Here is a 13,903-nt window from a genome sequence, read left to right as displayed (position 1 = left end):
ATTTACCGTGAAGCGGGGATATCAGGTCCGCGAACGGCCGGTTCCGAGATGAGACGCCATTCCCGCCACCGCATCGGAACGGCGTATGGTTGTCGACAGCTGCCGGATACCGGATGACCTACGCGTAGGGGAACGAAAATCACCCGTTGAGTGGCCGGGAAAAGCCCGCCCAAGATTGGATGGCGAGAGCGGCTAATGGATGAGGGGCGGGTTGCAACGTGACCGCCGTATTGATTTCATCAGAATGAAAAGCGAATATTCAAATTGAACCCAGGTGTGGAGTGAGGACCGAAGCTGTTTCGAACAGGTCGTTGGCTTCCAGAGCACGCAAGAAGTCTTCAGGCGACATTTCGGGCCGCTTCAGGCGCCCTCGCATTTTGCGGATCGCCGCGATCGCGCGCCCCTCCTCAAGAGCCACCGTGTCGGCAATGAAGTCATCGGCGCTTCGCGCCTCGATGTTGAGTTGCCCGAGGATCTCAACCGGAAAATCCTTGAGATTTTCGGTTACGAGGGCTTGGGCTTGCGTTTTGACGGCGGCAGCGATGACGTGTTCGTCATCGGGGTCGGGCAGGCCAAACTGGGCACTGCCGAGCAGCTTAAAGTCTTCGACCATCGCTTCAGGGAATGCCGCCTGCATGGCTTTTATCGCTCGCTCCCCTCGTGCCTCAGCATCTTCGAGATCTCGCTCACGCGCCATCTTGATCAGAGCTGTTCTGGTCTCGGTCAGAATGGACTCTGACCAGCGAATGCGGAAAAACTCGGCTTCGGCAAGCGACAGCAGCAAGTTTCGGCGCCAAACACTGACGAGCGTACAGGCATCAATCAGGGCGGTGTAGCGGTTTGCGAACACTGGTCAGACCAAGTCGGCATCGCCGCTGATGAGTTCGTCGAGGGCTCGCGAACGTTTATCATCACGTTTTGCCTTGTAGCGGAAGACATCATCGGCCCGGATACGGCGATGCCGCCCTACCAGCGTGTGGGGCATCGCTTCCTGCTCAAGCAGCTTGATCAGATAAGGGCGTGACACATTGAGGAGGTCTGCAGCTTGCTGCGTCGTCAGCATCTCCTGGATCGGCACAAGCGTTACCGCACTACCGCTGCCGATATGGCGTAGTAATTCAAGGAACAGGTCTGACATGGCGGGAGTGAGTGTGACCTCGACCGGCTTTTTCGATTCCGGTTCTCGTACGCGCAAGGTCGCTTCGCCCGACTTTTGGGCTGCAAGCATGCGGCGAAGCTGGTTGGCGATCTGGCGGTCATCGGCCGACGGCATGTGGCCGCCGAACGGCTCTGAATGCGCGGGCAATGTCATGGGATCTCTCCGTGGCAGGGCAATTTCATAATGCATATTCGAAATAAACGCAACGCAAATATGTTCCCGAGCGGCTAGACATACCGCATTTCGAGCGCCGAATTCCCATCGCTCAGCGCCATGATCAAGCGCCTGACGATCTTGATCCTTGCATATCCAAGTTACCTGAAAAGGGGCTTCCCACGATGCCTGTCGGGGGCTCTCGCTCACCTGTTCAGGGGGGCATGACGGGAGAGGAATTGATAACCGACGATTTGGCCCGGCCAACTCTCTCTTCCGGCCGACCGAAATCTGGACGACAGCTACCGGAATGGGGAAGCGCCCCCACCTGGCAGTGGCACTCGGGCAATCAACGGCAAGAAAGCATTGATCAGCGATGCGCCGGGATGACAGCGCGCCTCGCGCTTCAGATACCATCATACAGGCTGCGGGATGCCGGCCTGATCGCTTTAGGATAGGAAGGTCAAACACAGCCGGCTGAGTGAAAGGGTAGCTATGAACTTTTTAACGGCACGGCGCATGCGCTCGATGGTGATTGGCGGATGGCAGCAACGCTATCGGCGAGCACTGGCTCCCGCCTCATGAAGGGCATCGCGCAGGTCGCGGCGCTGGTAGCTTCGGCATTTTCATCTCTCCTGTCGGTGAGTTCGGTCGCGGCTGAGGACAAGCATTGGACCACATGGCAAAACGCTCGCTTCGCCTTCTCGATTTGTTACCCCGCCGACGTATTTCCCGACACGCGCGAGTCCGCGCAAGGGCATGCCGTTGCCATGGAGTCCGATGACAGCGCTCAACTCTTTGCGGCCGGCATCGACTACACTGCGGCAACTCTGGCTGAGCCAATCCGCCTGGAGAAAGAACGATTGACCCATATCGCTTTGGTCGGGACTGGCAGGGATTTAACGAACGGCGACACGTGGTTCGTGGTATCAGGCACACGTGTCGACCAGGTCCTTTACACTAAAGCCATCCGATCGGGCGGCCGACTGATCGCTTTCCGCTTTCGTTACCCGGAAAGCCTTACGACAAAATATGCTCCAATCGTCGAGCGCATTTCAGAGTGCTTGCAAGCGTCCCGAAATCCTCACTGACCTGCGCCGAGACATTTCTTGAGGCGGTGCGATTTCGTCAAGAATTTGCCGGTCTCGCGCCGACATTCTCAGAATGCCGCCCGGACACATGCGCGCATTGGCTGACCTGCCAGGTAGCGATTAGGCACACGATTGACGTTGCCTCCCTTCTTCCTCGATCATCCTGGTGGAAAAACCCGGTAGCCGCTCCAGAGGGATCGACGCGCGACGCCGCCTTTAACCAGGCCACGCTGCCCAGTCTCGAATAGAGCTGAAGGTCGCCTCATTCACAGCCCCATCCCGCGTCCCCGGCCAATATCGACCCCGACACTGAAAGCCAGATCATGGCCAAGCGAACGGCCGGTGGTCATATTGATGCCAAGCTGCTGCTTGTGCTGTGCCAGCACCGACTCCAGCTGCGGGTCGCGGTGCAGACTTTCCGCCATGTCAGCCATCACCGCTCGCGTGGCTCGCATCCCGCTCATCTCACCCGCAACGTACTGCCTGTTGCTTTCTGCCCCTAGCGCCTTCCAACGGCTGATGAAGCGGTTCGCACGCAGCTCGGGATTGGTCCGCAATTCGGTCTCGAGCTGGAGCGCTCGGATCGTGCGATTGATGCTCCCACTCGCCGCTTCGCGCGCGAGACTCGGATCCTCGCGATAGGCAGCTTCGGCGTCGCGCGCGCCATGCGGCCGCAGCGCATCGAAATGTTTGCGTGCATCGTTTAGCTCGCCGTACTGCTCGGGGGTAGGACGGCCACCTTCGTCCTGGGCGGTGAAGACGGCGTCGATCGCCCGGGCATGGCGCTTGAGCGCCTGCGTGCGCTCCCGCCGCAAGGCGGCCTCGTGAGCGTCGTCACCGTCGTCGATGACCTGGGCCGAAGGTGATGACCGCTCGGCCGATGGAGCGCTGCGATGCCGGTCCACACCAAGCCGCAGTCCATCGAAGATGCTCCGTTCCGGTTTGACGTCCGCAGCCGCGTCGCGCGCAGCGCCATAGTCCGACACCATGTCCTTGCCACGCTCGCGGCCAAGGGTGCGCACGAGCCGGTCGCGATCGGCGAAGTCATCTGTGCCATAGTGCATGTCGACGTGGGCCTTGTGCCGTGACAGCGCGACATAGGACGCATGGCGATCGAGCCCTGGCGTCGCCAGCACGTGGACGTCGTCGATCGACACGCCCTGCGCCTTGTGGATCGTCGCTGCGTAGCCGTGATCGACATGGGCGTAGTCCTTGATGTCGAAGGCGACCGAACGCTCGTCGTCGAGCGTGACCGCCATACTGACGGCATTGACGCTCTGGATCGTGCCGAGCGAGCCGTTCTTCACCCCGAGGCTACGCTCGTTCTTGAGGAACATGACCCGCTCTCCGCTGGCAAACTCGCGGTCGCCGCGCTCGACCTGCAGGATGACGTCCTCGCCGAGGTCTCCGGCCGCATGCATGCGCTCGCGCGCGGCCTCGTTGAGCAGCCGCACCTCGTCGTTGGTATGGGTGAGAATAAGCCGGCTCGCATCGGGCCTGTCCTTGCGGTCCCGGTCCCAGCGTTCGATCAGCGCTTCCCTTGCCCCCGCGCGCGTCTCCGCAGCGTGGATGTGCCCCGCCTCCTCGTATGCGGCCAGCGCCTCGCCCGTCCGCCCGGTCGCCAGATGCCGGGTGGCATCGCGCTGCCAGTCGATTTCCTGGCGGCGGATGGTGGTGATCTCGACACTGCCGTGCCGCTCGGCGACCGAGCGGAAGGCCGCGCCGGCCTCGATCGCCTGCAGTTGCTCGGGATCGCCGACCAACACGACCTTGGCGCCGCGCTTCTCGGCTTCCGCGACGACGCGCTCCATCTGGCGCGTGCCGATCATCCCGGCTTCGTCGATGACGAGGATAGAGCGGTCGGTCAGCAGCTCGCGTCCCTGGTCCCACTGATGCTCCATGCCGGCGATCGTGCGCGAGGCGATCGCCGAGCCGTTCTCGAGGTTCTCGGCGGCGATGCCAGACAACGCCGCGCCGCGTATCTCGTAGCCGGCTGCCTCCCAGGCCTCGCGGGCCACACCGAGCATCGCGCTCTTGCCGGTGCCGGCATAGCCGATCACCGAGCTGAGCCCTCGGCTGCCGGTCACATGCTCGAAGGCGCCGCGCTGCTCGGGCGACAGGATAAGCCCGCGCTGCTCGGCGCGCGCCAGCGCCGCGTCCTGTATCCGGTCGGGCACGCCGTGGCGCCGACCCGCATCGAGGCGGATCGTGGCGTTCTCCAGCCCCCGTTCGGTTTCGATCATCGAGCGCGAAGTGAAGCGGTCTTCCCCTCGCCCGTCCTTGCCCAGCTTCACCAGCTCGGGCGAAGTGCGCACCGCAGCCATCACCTGATCGAACTGATCCTTCCCCTCGCTATGCCGGTGAACGAACATCGCCAGGTCGCGGGTGGTGAAAGTTGCCTGCTGGTGGGTAATCGCATCGATCGCGATGCCCGGGTCGGCGAGGATCTTGTCGCCGTTGCCGCGGGCGATAGCATGGTGCTCGTCGAGCCGCTCGCTATCCAGCCCTTGGGCCGCCATGCGCGAGGCGGCGGGACCGATCTTGTGCTGGGGTTCCAGATCGATCCCCTGCGCCTCCAGCGAGCGATGATCGACGCGGGCATCGATGTCGAGCTGGGCCAGCCTCTCGTTGACATGGTTAGCCCAGGCCTCGCGCCATTGGGTGAGCAGTTCGGTGCGGTTCCAGTCGCGGACCTTGGGACCGAAGCCTTCCTCGGTCACCTCGCGCATGCCCAGCATCACATGGGCATGGGGCTTGGGGCTGCCATCCTCGCCGATATCCCAGTGCACATTGAGATCGGCGACCATGCCGCGTGCGACGAACTCGCGTTCGACGAAGTCGCGAGCCAGCTCGATCCCGTCGGCCTGGCTCATCTCGCGCGGGATGGCGAACTCCACTTCACGAGCGAGCTGCGCGTCCTTGCGCACCTCGATCGCCTCGACGTCGTTCCACAGTCGCTCGCGGTCGCGCCATTCCTCGGGCGCGCCCTCGGGGAGCAGGATCTCGGAATGGACGACGCCGGCCTTGTTGGAGAAGTCATGGGCACGATCGAGCCGCTCGTCGCGCAGCCGCGAGGCCGAGCGGTAGGCGGCCGCTGCCACGGCAGACGAGCCGGGGGCGCGCGATATGACTTTGGCCGAGAAGTGGTAGATCGCCATGGCGACATACCATCTACCCTTAAAAGCGCACGTCGGCACGACGTATAAGCGCGCCCTCGAAAGATTTCATCAGTCTCGGGATGGCAGGATCTCAAGACATTCCAGCATGTTGAGACTGATCGGAAGCTTCGATAACTGGTTCGTCCGGCACCATCAATGGAAAGGACAAACCATGCGCAAACCACGGGACTACGACGCCGAGCTGAAAGCTCTGGGCGACAAGGCCCGGCAACTCAAAGCGCGCAGGACAAGCCAGCTCGGCGAGCTGGTCGTGGCAACCGGCGCCGACGCACTGACATCGGAGGAACTGGCCGGCGCGCTGCTGGCTATTGCCGCGACGACTGAGCCGGCGAAGCGGGAGGCATGGCGCAAGCGCGGCGCCGCGTTCTTTTCAGGCGAGCGGACAGCCGAGCCGGAACACGCTCGCGCAGGCACTGGCAGCGAGCCGCGCCGGCCTGCGGCGGAACCGGGCGGCCATGAACCGCCTCGCAGCGAGCAGGGCACGACATGAGACCCGGGAATGGCGAGTGAAGCGGCGGGAACGCACGCGGCATCTGATCGAGCTCGGCGGGCTCGTGGTGAAGTCCGGGCTGGTCGAGCTGGTCGAGGATGACCGCGCCGTCCTGCTCGGTCTGCTGGTGGAGGCAGCCGCCAGGCTGCGCGGCGACTACCGCGAGCAAAGCCTCACGCTATGGCAGCGGCGCGGTGCACGTGCCTTCGCGCAGGATAAGGCCGAGCCGGATGCACAGGCGGAACGCTCCGTCCTGCAGCGTTCGGATCCTACCTAGCGGCATCAACGCGTCGCAGCGCCGCGCCGCCAATGCCGAGCGGAACGACCACGACTTCGCCATGCGCGCCAGCGACCATACCGCGCTGGTCGAAGGGCTCGACCTCACTTGGCTCGTAGACATAGCGGAAGCTGTTCGGGCCGCCCGCCTCGATAGCGAACGACACCAAGCGTAGTTCATCGCCGTCGCGCACGATCCAGCGCGTGCCAGGCTGCCACGCCTGTCCCTTCGGGATCGTCAGCACACCGTCATCCAGCGACGAGCGAGGATTGGCATCCTGGCCCTCCCCGACAAAGAGGCCCTGCGCCGGTTTTCCATCCGGGGTCATCACCTCGATGCGCAGCTCTACCGCAGGGTCGCGGCGGGCTTCGGCGAGGGCGAGCTTCGGCGCCCGCAGCGGCCGGGCGAAGAAGTGGAGCCGGGTGCCTTCGAGCCGCCACTGGCCCGCCAAGGTCGTCTCGTTTTCCATGCCGCCGCCCTCGCGTTCGAACATCGGTTCGTCGGCGGTCATCCGCTCCTCGAACCGGCCATTGGCATCAAGGCGCAGGGTGATTGTGACTCCCTCCTCACTGCAGCGATAGAGGCCCGGCGATACCGTGACGGAAGCTGGATAGGGCTCCTCATCCCGGAGCTCGGGCCCGGAGCATGCGACGGGCGCGGAATCTGGGTTCGCGAATGCCGGCGTGGCCGCCATCGCAGCCACAAAACCCAGGGTGAAGATCGAATGCTTCATGCCCGGTTCCTGCCGGGCAATGCCGGCCGCCGCAAGCGCATTGCCCGGCGCCGCGCGAAGCGTCATAGGCCCGACGATGGACGACAATCTCAATACCATTATCCTGCGGGTGCTCGGACGGACACCGCAATGGATTCGGCACGACCTCGACGCCAAGGACGATGCCCTGCGCCAGCGCGCGGAGGAGACGCTCGCCGCGATGATCGCCAGCGCCGTTCGGGAGGGAACCGCAGACTCGGCTGCGGCTTAAGGGAGTTCAGTCAACGAAAGCTCCCGCCTCATGCGCCGCGCGGCGTCTTACTCGCTTGTCATGCTCATTGGTCTGGGGGCTGCGACCTCAATGCCAATCTCCACGTCCGCCCAGCCGACCAAAGCCCCCGTCCAGGTGCAATGTGCGGGTGGCCGCCAGTTCCTGCTCCAGGCGGAGCAGCGACGCGCCAGGGTCCGGGTGGGCGAGCGGCAACTCAACCTCGTCCGCAAATCTTCGTTGATGGGTCAGCAATACCATAGCCCGCAGGCCACGCTGATCCTGGACGGGGACTTCATTGCTTTCGTTCCGAAGGACGACGCAGGCTGGCAGGATTGCCGCGTCGCCAGGACAATCCCGGCCTCGGCGCCGAACGGGTAGGCAAAGCCGTTACGGCCGCGCGATTGGCTGAATTACCGTGCGGATCAGATCCGATTCAGGCGCCCAACCGTTCGAGCAGAAAAGCGGCGCGGTCCTCGATCGGCGCCTTCGGCAGGATCACCACATTATAGCCCAGGCGCGGATAGGCGGCGAGCAGACGTTCGTACTCGTCGAGAGCCGAGGCGATGTCGTGCCGGCGATCGGCATCCTGGCGATAGATTTCTGGCCAGGGCGGGGTCAGGAAAACTTCACGGTGGTAGCGGTGCTCGCGGCAAAGGAGCTCGGCCACCGGATCGCCGCTGGCGTGCACGAGTGCGAGCGCGGCATCGATCAGTCCGCGATCGAAGAAGACCCATCCCTCATGGCGCCGGGCATCCGTGCGATCCCGCAACGAAACCTCGATCGCGCGGCGGGCAAAGGCCTGCATGTCGATCCAGGGCAGCGCTGACCCGTCGCCGGCCAGTGGCTCGGCAATCACCCGGCGTCCGGGCTCTTCGACAACTGCGTGCCCGCGCCGCGCCAGTTCTGCAAGCAAGGTTGATTTACCGCCCCCGGAGCAGCCGGAGATCAGGACAAATCTGTCCGATCCATCACCGAGCATCAGTCTGGGTCAGCCGACCGGTGCATCCGCCTCCAGCTTCGCGATGCGCTCGCTGCAGATGGCGTGAACGACGCGGCCGAGTTCCTCGACCTGCTTGCCAAGCCAGGTCAGTTCCTCTCCAGTGATCGTATAATGCTTGGAGTAGCGCGCCTTGACGTAGGCCTCCTTGAGCTTCTCGAACATCGCGCGGTGGCGCTGACTATCGCTCGGCCAGACATAGACGAGCCTGGAGTCGAGCCGCTCGGCCTGGGTCCGCAGAAACGCAAGATTGTGCACGTGGGGCGTGTAGAACGTCGTGACGAGCAGAACGCAGTGATAGAGGCGTTCGCTGGCCTGATGAAGCTCAAATGCGGCTTTGTTATTCCAGCCTCGCTGAGCCGCCTCGTTGCCTTGGATGAGAAACTGCTGAGCGGATGGCATCCACTCCTCAAAATACTCCATCGCCATCGCCAGCGCCGCCTCGGGCGTCTTGGGCTTGGGCGTGTGGAGCGGCGTGTCGTCGCTCTGGTACAGCGCGATGCCGTCCTTGGCGATGTCCATGAAGAAATAGCGGCCGTGGGCAAGCCCGTCGTTCACTTCCTGCAGGGTATGGACGATCAGATTGACCGGGGTCTTGAGGGTGCCGGTGATGCCGTATTCGCGCATCAGCCGGTCATCGACCTTCGCCCAGTATTTGACCCGATCAGTCAGGCGCTTGTCGCTGACGATGAGGAGCAGGTCGTAGTCGGACTTGTAACCCTTGGCGGTGTGCGGCTCATCGACCCAGCCCCCGCGTGCGTAGGAGCCGTAGAGCACGACCTTGAGGATACGTCCCTTCTTCTTCCAGTCGTGGGTGGCGAGCGCGATGCCGTCCTCGAATTCCTCGAAGACGAGCTGGAGCACGCGCGCGAGCTCGCGCTGCTTGTTGGCGGGAAGATGGTCGAGATCGCTTCGCATGGTGCCTCTACCCTGTCGTCCCCGCCGCCCGATGGCAAGCCACCGGACGGCGGGAACCGATCACCATGGCCACAGACGGCGCCACCACGGCTCGCATTCGCGCACGCAGCGCATGAGGATCAGCAATGCCTGGGTGAACGCCGCCTCGATCTCGGCCAGGCCGACGCCATGATGCCGTGCAAGATCGGCATATGTGACCGTCTCGACGCGCAGGGCCAGAAATACCTCGCGCTGGAACGGCGTCATTCGCCTCAGGCCCCGCCGCTCGGCGCGCAGCAGGGCCCGGCGGGAAGGCTGCCGGCTCATGGCCGATCCTCCCCGCAGGCAAGCAGCCAGTCGGCGCCCTTGCTGGCCGCGCTCGCAGCCCGGAAAATCGCCTTATCATCGGCCCTGAGCACCTCGAGCCACGCGCCGATGTAATCGGCATGGCGCACGGTGGGCTGGATGCCCAGCGAAGCACAGGCGAAGGCCGCCGTCATTTCGGCGACAAGCTCCTCGCGCGCATACGATGACGAACCAAACACCCCGGACTGATCGCGCTCAAGCCGGCCCTTGCCGCCGACATAGTGACCCAGTTCGTGCAGCGCCGTGCGATACCAGTTGATCGGCTCCCGGAACGCGACCTGCGGCGGCACCTGCACGAAATCCGGACCCGGCGCATAGAACGCCTCGCTGCCACCGATCCGGAAGTCCGCTCCCGATCCGGCAATGATCCGATCCGCTTCTGCAATCGCCAGGACCGGATCGGGCAGCACGGAACCACCCGCCAGATCCTCGTCCAGCCCCTCGCACTGATCGATATTGAAGACGATGAAGCGCTTGAGGAACGCCACGGTCCGCGCCTCGCTGCCTTCGCTCAATGCACGCGCCGCCTCGTCCTTGGGGGTGAATCGATCGGCATAGCAGATCACCGTCCCCTTCGCGCCGCGCCGCACGGTCCCGCCCGCCGCTGCCGCCTGCCGATATGTCAGCCAGCGCTGCGAGGAGAACCCGCCTCCGACACCCGCTGCCCATAAAATGAGCACATTAATTCCCGAGTAAACCCGCCCCGACACCGCATTCGCCGGCATCATGCACGGGCACTTGGCCCCATCCCAAGGCTGCACCCATGGCAACCGGCCTTCTTCCAGCTCGACGATGATGCGCGCGGTAACCTCGCCATAGAGGCTCTGACGTTCGGACATGCTCCTTCACTCCTTCCTCAACCGCCATTGACCGGCGCCAGGGTGGCGGGGGGCGGCAGGAGCGAACCGAAAAGCCCCGCCGGCTGAAGGCGGGGCGCACCTGAAAGGCCGGAACGAAGAGGAGGACCTCAGCGTAGCTCAGGTTGCGCCGCGCCGAGGCGGGGCTAGGGGGTAGCGACGCCCCCCGCCACCTTGGGGCCGAAGGCCCAGCGCCGCCGCGCACCCGCGGCGTCCGCATCCGGGACGCTTCAGCGCCCCGCCGGGACCGCCACGCGGGCCGACCTTCGCGTCAGGGATCGCAGCGGCCATGCCGGCGAGACGCCAAAGGCGGCTCGACCGACGCGAAGCGAAGGCAGAGCCCGGCCCGGCCACCGGCTGCGGGACGCCCAAACTGCACCCTTGAAAATATTTCTGTCGCAGCCCCGAGCAACTTCGGAGACGACCGCCAAGCACAGGATACAATGGCGTAAAACCTGCGGAATCCCGCCATCTTGACCGCATCGAAGCCATCCCAAATGCTGTCTTCGCGAGGCAATTGCGCCATCGCCGCATCAGGAGACACCGCCGTGACCGACAACGCCCCCGACCGTATCCTTCGCCTCAACGCCGTGCTCGATCGCACCGGACTTTCGCGCGCGACGCTCTATCGCAAGATCCAGAGCGGAACCTTTCCCAGGCAGTTGCGCATCGCGACGCGCTGCGCCGGATGGCGCGAAAGCGCCATCAACGAGTGGATGCGTAACCCGATGTTCTATTCGGTCGAGGATGGCTGACCGCCATGCCCACCGCTCGAAGCATTGCCCAGACGGAACCGAAGCGACATCGCTTCCGTTCTGTCCGGATGGAGACCGAGATGACGACGCCCCCGCACACGATCACCACCGTCTCGAGCCTGGACCTGGACCGATACCTTGGAACCTGGTTCGAGATCTGCCGGCTACCGCTCAAGTGGGAGGACGCGAAAGCGCGCGATATCACTGCCACCTATTCGCTCGATACCGACGGGGCGATCAGGGTCGACAACCGGTGTATCGACGAGGACGGCAAGCCCGACCAGGCGATCGGACAGGCCGTCCCCACCGATGCGGGCAAGGCCCGGCTGAAAGTCAGCTTCCTGCCCCAGTACCTGCGCTGGCTTCCCTTCACCAAGGGCGACTATTGGGTCATGCGCATCGCGGCCGACTACTCGGTCGCCCTGGTGGGCACTCCCGATCGGGCCAATCTGTGGCTGCTCTCGCGCACCCCGCAGCTGCCCGGCGAAGTGCGCGACGACTACCTGTCGAGCGCTAGCGCGCAAGGGTTCGACCTGACGCCGCTGATCACCCCGCTTCAGAGCGGCAACATCGTGTCCGACAGCCTTATCGCCCAGGCCTAGACTTTTCCCGAGAAGGCTTGCGCTCGGCACTCCCTCTCGCTGCCCGGCAAACAGTCGGAACCCTCGCTAATTATCCTACCCCGGCTGCCTGCCAGGGCGAACGACATCGACCCGGCAACCCAAAGCGGCAAGAACGGCCAGCGCCTTGCCAAACTGCACGGTGGGTTTGCCGCGTTCCAGTTCGACAAGAAAACGCAAACCGACCCCGCTGGCTGCGGCAAGTTCGTCCTGACGCAACCCCTGTGCCTTGCGTTCCTGGCGGATCAAAGCGCCAAAGGCAGTGACATCGTCCATGGCTTTGTCCCAAAAAATTCCCGATCGGGACAATAGACCATCCATTGCCGGTCACTACGTCCATTCTTTCCCGATCGGGAAATCCGCAGAGCAACCTGCACCCCGCGGGTTTTATCATCCGCTCCACCGCACGCATGCGTGACCGCATGCCGCGGAAGATGTGGGCTCAAGTGGATGGACCAGGAACCGGCCGTCGATATCGTTCGCACAACAGGTCTCACCGCGTTGTCCGCGCGGAGCGGTTGTGCCACAGGCGCCGGCAGAACCGAGCAACGGAGCCGCTCTTGTCGAACGCGCAACCCATTTTTTCGCGGAGCGACGGTCCGGCGCAGGCAAGCAAGCGGGCGATCGAACGCCGGCCGTGCGAGGCTGCCGGTCCGGCGCCTGGCGGATGCGCCAGCCCTCGAAACGCCAGCCTCCACACCGCTTTCGTGGTGCACCCGAAGAGTGTTTCCTCTCGGAAACATCGCTCATGACGCGCGGGCGCGTAACCGTCAGCGAGCAGTTCGACCTGTTCCTGCCGTACATCGCCGACCTGCCCTTGCGCGACCAGCGCGAGATGATGGAGCGGCCGTTCTTCAGCCTCGCCAAGTCCAAGCGGGTCAAGCCGATCGACTACACCAGCCCGGATGGCAAGGTTCGCGTCCACGTCTCGGCCAATCCCGACTATGGCATGGCGACGATCTGGGATGCCGACATCCTGATCTATTGTGCCAGCATGCTCGCCGACATGGCGCGCCGGGGCGCCAACGACGTGCCGCGCAAGCTGCACCTGATGCCCTACGACCTGCTGCGCGCGATCGGACGCCCCACCACGGGGCGCGCCTATGAACTTCTCGGCCAGGCGCTCGACCGTCTCGTCGCAACGACGATCAAGACCAACCTGCGCGCCGAGAACCGTCGCGAGGCGACGTTCTCGTGGCTCGATGGCTGGACCCAGCTCGTGGACGAGCGAACCGAGCGGTCGCGCGGCATGACGATCGAGCTGTCGAACTGGTTCTGGGAAGGTGTGATGATGAAGGGCGGCGTGCTCGCCATAGACCGGGCCTATTTCGACATCACCGGCGGGCGCGAACGGTGGCTCTATCGCGTCGCACGCAAGCATGCCGGCGGCGCCGGAGACGCGGGATTTGCGATCTCGATGCCGGTCCTGTTCGAAAAGTCGGGCGCAGAAGGGCCTTACCGCCGTTTCAAGTTCGAGATGCTCAAGCTCGCGCAGAAGGACGATCTGCCCGGCTACGCGCTGGGCATCGAGGCCGCCAAGGATGGCGAACCGATGATCCGCATGCGCCGCGTGGACGGCAAGGGCGGCGCCGAAAACGCCTTGCCCGCATCGATTCAAGAACCGGACGGCGCTCCGAGGGCCGCCGCATCGGGGATTGCCTCTGTACCGAGTGGGACGCCGACACCCGAACCCCATTCCCCGCAGGCAGCCGCGGCAACGGGGGTGTCAGAAGATGTCTTGCCGGGCCAACCCGAGGTCATTGATGCCCGCAAGCTCATCAGGTCGACGATCGCCGGCCTCTCAGACGCGGCGACGCGCGGGTTCATGACCGACGAGACCATCGATCTCCTGCGCCGACAGTGCCCGGGATGGGACCTGCATGCCCTGCATGCCGAATTCGAGCGCTGGACTGGCCAGGACACGCAGCGCACGCCTGTCGACTGGCAACGCGCCTTCATCGGTTGGGTAAAGCGTCACCACGCCAAACATCGTCATCAGCTGCCGGGCTGACTGCGGAGCCGATGCGCAGCTGGATCGGAGCGCTTCCCCCCGCCGCGTTCCGGTGAGAATGCTGCAAT

General features: G+C 64.3%; 17 protein-coding genes. 8 read left to right on the top strand and 9 right to left on the bottom strand.

From position 1 onward, the window contains the following. Positions 1-259 precede the first annotated feature (259 nt). Both TQ38_RS02560 and TQ38_RS02555 read right to left on the bottom strand, forming a co-directional pair. The gene (locus TQ38_RS02560; protein ID WP_043979161.1) at positions 260-850 is read right to left on the bottom strand and encodes a PIN domain-containing protein; all 591 of its coding nucleotides are present in this window, start codon (positions 848-850) and stop codon (positions 260-262) included. 3 nt (positions 851-853) lie between these two features. After that, positions 854-1,312, bottom strand: a complete 459-nt coding sequence (locus TQ38_RS02555) for an excisionase family DNA-binding protein (protein WP_043979159.1) — start codon at positions 1,310-1,312, stop codon at positions 854-856. Between the two features lie 581 nt (positions 1,313-1,893). Here TQ38_RS02555 and TQ38_RS02550 point away from each other — a divergent pair. Beyond that, positions 1,894-2,403, top strand: coding sequence for a hypothetical protein (locus TQ38_RS02550; RefSeq protein ID WP_043979158.1), 510 nt, complete (start codon positions 1,894-1,896; stop codon positions 2,401-2,403). 266 nt (positions 2,404-2,669) lie between these two features. On the opposite strand, the gene traA is transcribed toward TQ38_RS02550, so the two are convergent. Continuing rightward, the gene (traA, locus tag TQ38_RS02545; RefSeq protein ID WP_113941875.1) at positions 2,670-5,561 is read right to left on the bottom strand and encodes a Ti-type conjugative transfer relaxase TraA; all 2,892 of its coding nucleotides are present in this window, start codon (positions 5,559-5,561) and stop codon (positions 2,670-2,672) included. 172 nt (positions 5,562-5,733) lie between these two features. On the opposite strand from traA, the gene TQ38_RS02540 reads away from it, so the two are divergent. Continuing rightward, entirely contained in the window at positions 5,734-6,072 is a 339-nt protein-coding gene (locus TQ38_RS02540; protein ID WP_043979003.1) for a conjugal transfer protein TraD, read from the top strand. A gap of 16 nt (positions 6,073-6,088) precedes the next feature. Next, positions 6,089-6,349 carry a conjugal transfer protein TraD gene (locus TQ38_RS02535; protein WP_043979005.1) on the top strand — a complete coding sequence of 87 codons (261 nt, stop codon included), beginning with the start codon at positions 6,089-6,091 and terminating at the stop codon, positions 6,347-6,349. On the opposite strand, the gene TQ38_RS02530 is transcribed toward TQ38_RS02535, so the two are convergent. Beyond that, on the bottom strand, positions 6,342-7,082 hold the full coding sequence (locus TQ38_RS02530) for a hypothetical protein (RefSeq protein ID WP_162792192.1): 741 nt from the start codon (positions 7,080-7,082) through the stop codon (positions 6,342-6,344). The genes TQ38_RS02535 and TQ38_RS02530 overlap by 8 nt on opposite strands. A 76-nt stretch (positions 7,083-7,158) precedes the next feature. On the opposite strand from TQ38_RS02530, the gene TQ38_RS30470 reads away from it, so the two are divergent. Then, positions 7,159-7,332 carry a DUF6771 family protein gene (locus tag TQ38_RS30470; protein WP_205316064.1) on the top strand — a complete coding sequence of 58 codons (174 nt, stop codon included), beginning with the start codon at positions 7,159-7,161 and terminating at the stop codon, positions 7,330-7,332. A gap of 90 nt (positions 7,333-7,422) precedes the next feature. Continuing rightward, positions 7,423-7,710, top strand: a complete 288-nt coding sequence (locus TQ38_RS02525) for a hypothetical protein (RefSeq protein ID WP_162792191.1) — start codon at positions 7,423-7,425, stop codon at positions 7,708-7,710. A 55-nt stretch (positions 7,711-7,765) separates the two neighbouring features. Here the strand turns inward: TQ38_RS02525 and TQ38_RS02520 are convergent, their stop codons facing one another. The 4 genes from TQ38_RS02520 to TQ38_RS02505 are packed head-to-tail and all read right to left on the bottom strand — an operon-like array spanning position 7,766 to position 10,431. Continuing rightward, entirely contained in the window at positions 7,766-8,311 is a 546-nt protein-coding gene (locus TQ38_RS02520; RefSeq protein WP_113941874.1) for an AAA family ATPase, read from the bottom strand. A gap of 9 nt (positions 8,312-8,320) precedes the next feature. Beyond that, positions 8,321-9,247, bottom strand: a complete 927-nt coding sequence (locus TQ38_RS02515; protein WP_043980682.1) for a HEPN domain-containing protein — start codon at positions 9,245-9,247, stop codon at positions 8,321-8,323. 60 nt (positions 9,248-9,307) lie between these two features. Continuing rightward, positions 9,308-9,553: a hypothetical protein gene (locus TQ38_RS02510; RefSeq protein ID WP_043980680.1), complete on the bottom strand. Its 246-nt coding sequence runs from the start codon at positions 9,551-9,553 to the stop codon at positions 9,308-9,310. Beyond that, positions 9,550-10,431, bottom strand: coding sequence for an ArdC family protein (locus tag TQ38_RS02505; RefSeq protein WP_113941873.1), 882 nt, complete (start codon positions 10,429-10,431; stop codon positions 9,550-9,552). Before TQ38_RS02505 ends, TQ38_RS02510 begins: the two co-directional genes overlap by 4 nt. A gap of 566 nt (positions 10,432-10,997) precedes the next feature. On the opposite strand from TQ38_RS02505, the gene TQ38_RS02500 reads away from it, so the two are divergent. Beyond that, positions 10,998-11,204: an AlpA family transcriptional regulator gene (locus tag TQ38_RS02500; RefSeq protein WP_043974447.1), complete on the top strand. Its 207-nt coding sequence runs from the start codon at positions 10,998-11,000 to the stop codon at positions 11,202-11,204. A gap of 80 nt (positions 11,205-11,284) precedes the next feature. Next, entirely contained in the window at positions 11,285-11,806 is a 522-nt protein-coding gene (locus TQ38_RS02495; protein WP_043974450.1) for a lipocalin family protein, read from the top strand. A 75-nt stretch (positions 11,807-11,881) separates the two neighbouring features. On the opposite strand, the gene TQ38_RS02490 is transcribed toward TQ38_RS02495, so the two are convergent. After that, positions 11,882-12,100, bottom strand: coding sequence for a type II toxin-antitoxin system Y4mF family antitoxin (locus tag TQ38_RS02490; protein ID WP_043973553.1), 219 nt, complete (start codon positions 12,098-12,100; stop codon positions 11,882-11,884). Between the two features lie 472 nt (positions 12,101-12,572). Here TQ38_RS02490 and TQ38_RS02485 point away from each other — a divergent pair, with 472 nt between their 5' ends. Beyond that, positions 12,573-13,835 (top strand): replication initiator protein A, encoded by a 1,263-nt coding sequence (locus TQ38_RS02485; RefSeq protein WP_043973554.1) that lies wholly within the window; start codon positions 12,573-12,575, stop codon positions 13,833-13,835. Positions 13,836-13,903 lie beyond the last annotated feature (68 nt).

The sequence above is a fragment of the Novosphingobium sp. P6W genome, assembly GCF_000876675.2.
Lineage (GTDB): Bacteria > Pseudomonadota > Alphaproteobacteria > Sphingomonadales > Sphingomonadaceae > Novosphingobium.
Note: the sequence above shows the minus strand (reverse complement) of the source record. Positions and strands in the feature narration are given on the sequence as shown.

What these genes read in the sequence shown, in the direction of transcription:
- TQ38_RS02530 (WP_162792192.1), bottom strand. Translation starts at nt 7,082, where the DNA reads ATGAAGCATTCGATCTTCACCCTGGGTTTTGTGGCTGCGATGGCGGCC.
- TQ38_RS02550 (WP_043979158.1), top strand. Translation starts at nt 1,894, where the DNA reads ATGAAGGGCATCGCGCAGGTCGCGGCGCTGGTAGCTTCGGCATTTTCA.
- TQ38_RS02525 (WP_162792191.1), top strand. Translation starts at nt 7,423, where the DNA reads ATGCCAATCTCCACGTCCGCCCAGCCGACCAAAGCCCCCGTCCAGGTG.
- TQ38_RS02520 (WP_113941874.1), bottom strand. Translation starts at nt 8,311, where the DNA reads ATGCTCGGTGATGGATCGGACAGATTTGTCCTGATCTCCGGCTGCTCC.
- TQ38_RS02505 (WP_113941873.1), bottom strand. Translation starts at nt 10,431, where the DNA reads ATGTCCGAACGTCAGAGCCTCTATGGCGAGGTTACCGCGCGCATCATC.
- TQ38_RS02510 (WP_043980680.1), bottom strand. Translation starts at nt 9,553, where the DNA reads ATGAGCCGGCAGCCTTCCCGCCGGGCCCTGCTGCGCGCCGAGCGGCGG.
- TQ38_RS02540 (WP_043979003.1), top strand. Translation starts at nt 5,734, where the DNA reads ATGCGCAAACCACGGGACTACGACGCCGAGCTGAAAGCTCTGGGCGAC.
- TQ38_RS02555 (WP_043979159.1), bottom strand. Translation starts at nt 1,312, where the DNA reads ATGACATTGCCCGCGCATTCAGAGCCGTTCGGCGGCCACATGCCGTCG.
- traA (WP_113941875.1), bottom strand. Translation starts at nt 5,561, where the DNA reads ATGGCGATCTACCACTTCTCGGCCAAAGTCATATCGCGCGCCCCCGGC.
- TQ38_RS02515 (WP_043980682.1), bottom strand. Translation starts at nt 9,247, where the DNA reads ATGCGAAGCGATCTCGACCATCTTCCCGCCAACAAGCAGCGCGAGCTC.
- TQ38_RS02495 (WP_043974450.1), top strand. Translation starts at nt 11,285, where the DNA reads ATGACGACGCCCCCGCACACGATCACCACCGTCTCGAGCCTGGACCTG.
- TQ38_RS30470 (WP_205316064.1), top strand. Translation starts at nt 7,159, where the DNA reads ATGGACGACAATCTCAATACCATTATCCTGCGGGTGCTCGGACGGACA.
- TQ38_RS02490 (WP_043973553.1), bottom strand. Translation starts at nt 12,100, where the DNA reads ATGGACGATGTCACTGCCTTTGGCGCTTTGATCCGCCAGGAACGCAAG.
- TQ38_RS02485 (WP_043973554.1), top strand. Translation starts at nt 12,573, where the DNA reads ATGACGCGCGGGCGCGTAACCGTCAGCGAGCAGTTCGACCTGTTCCTG.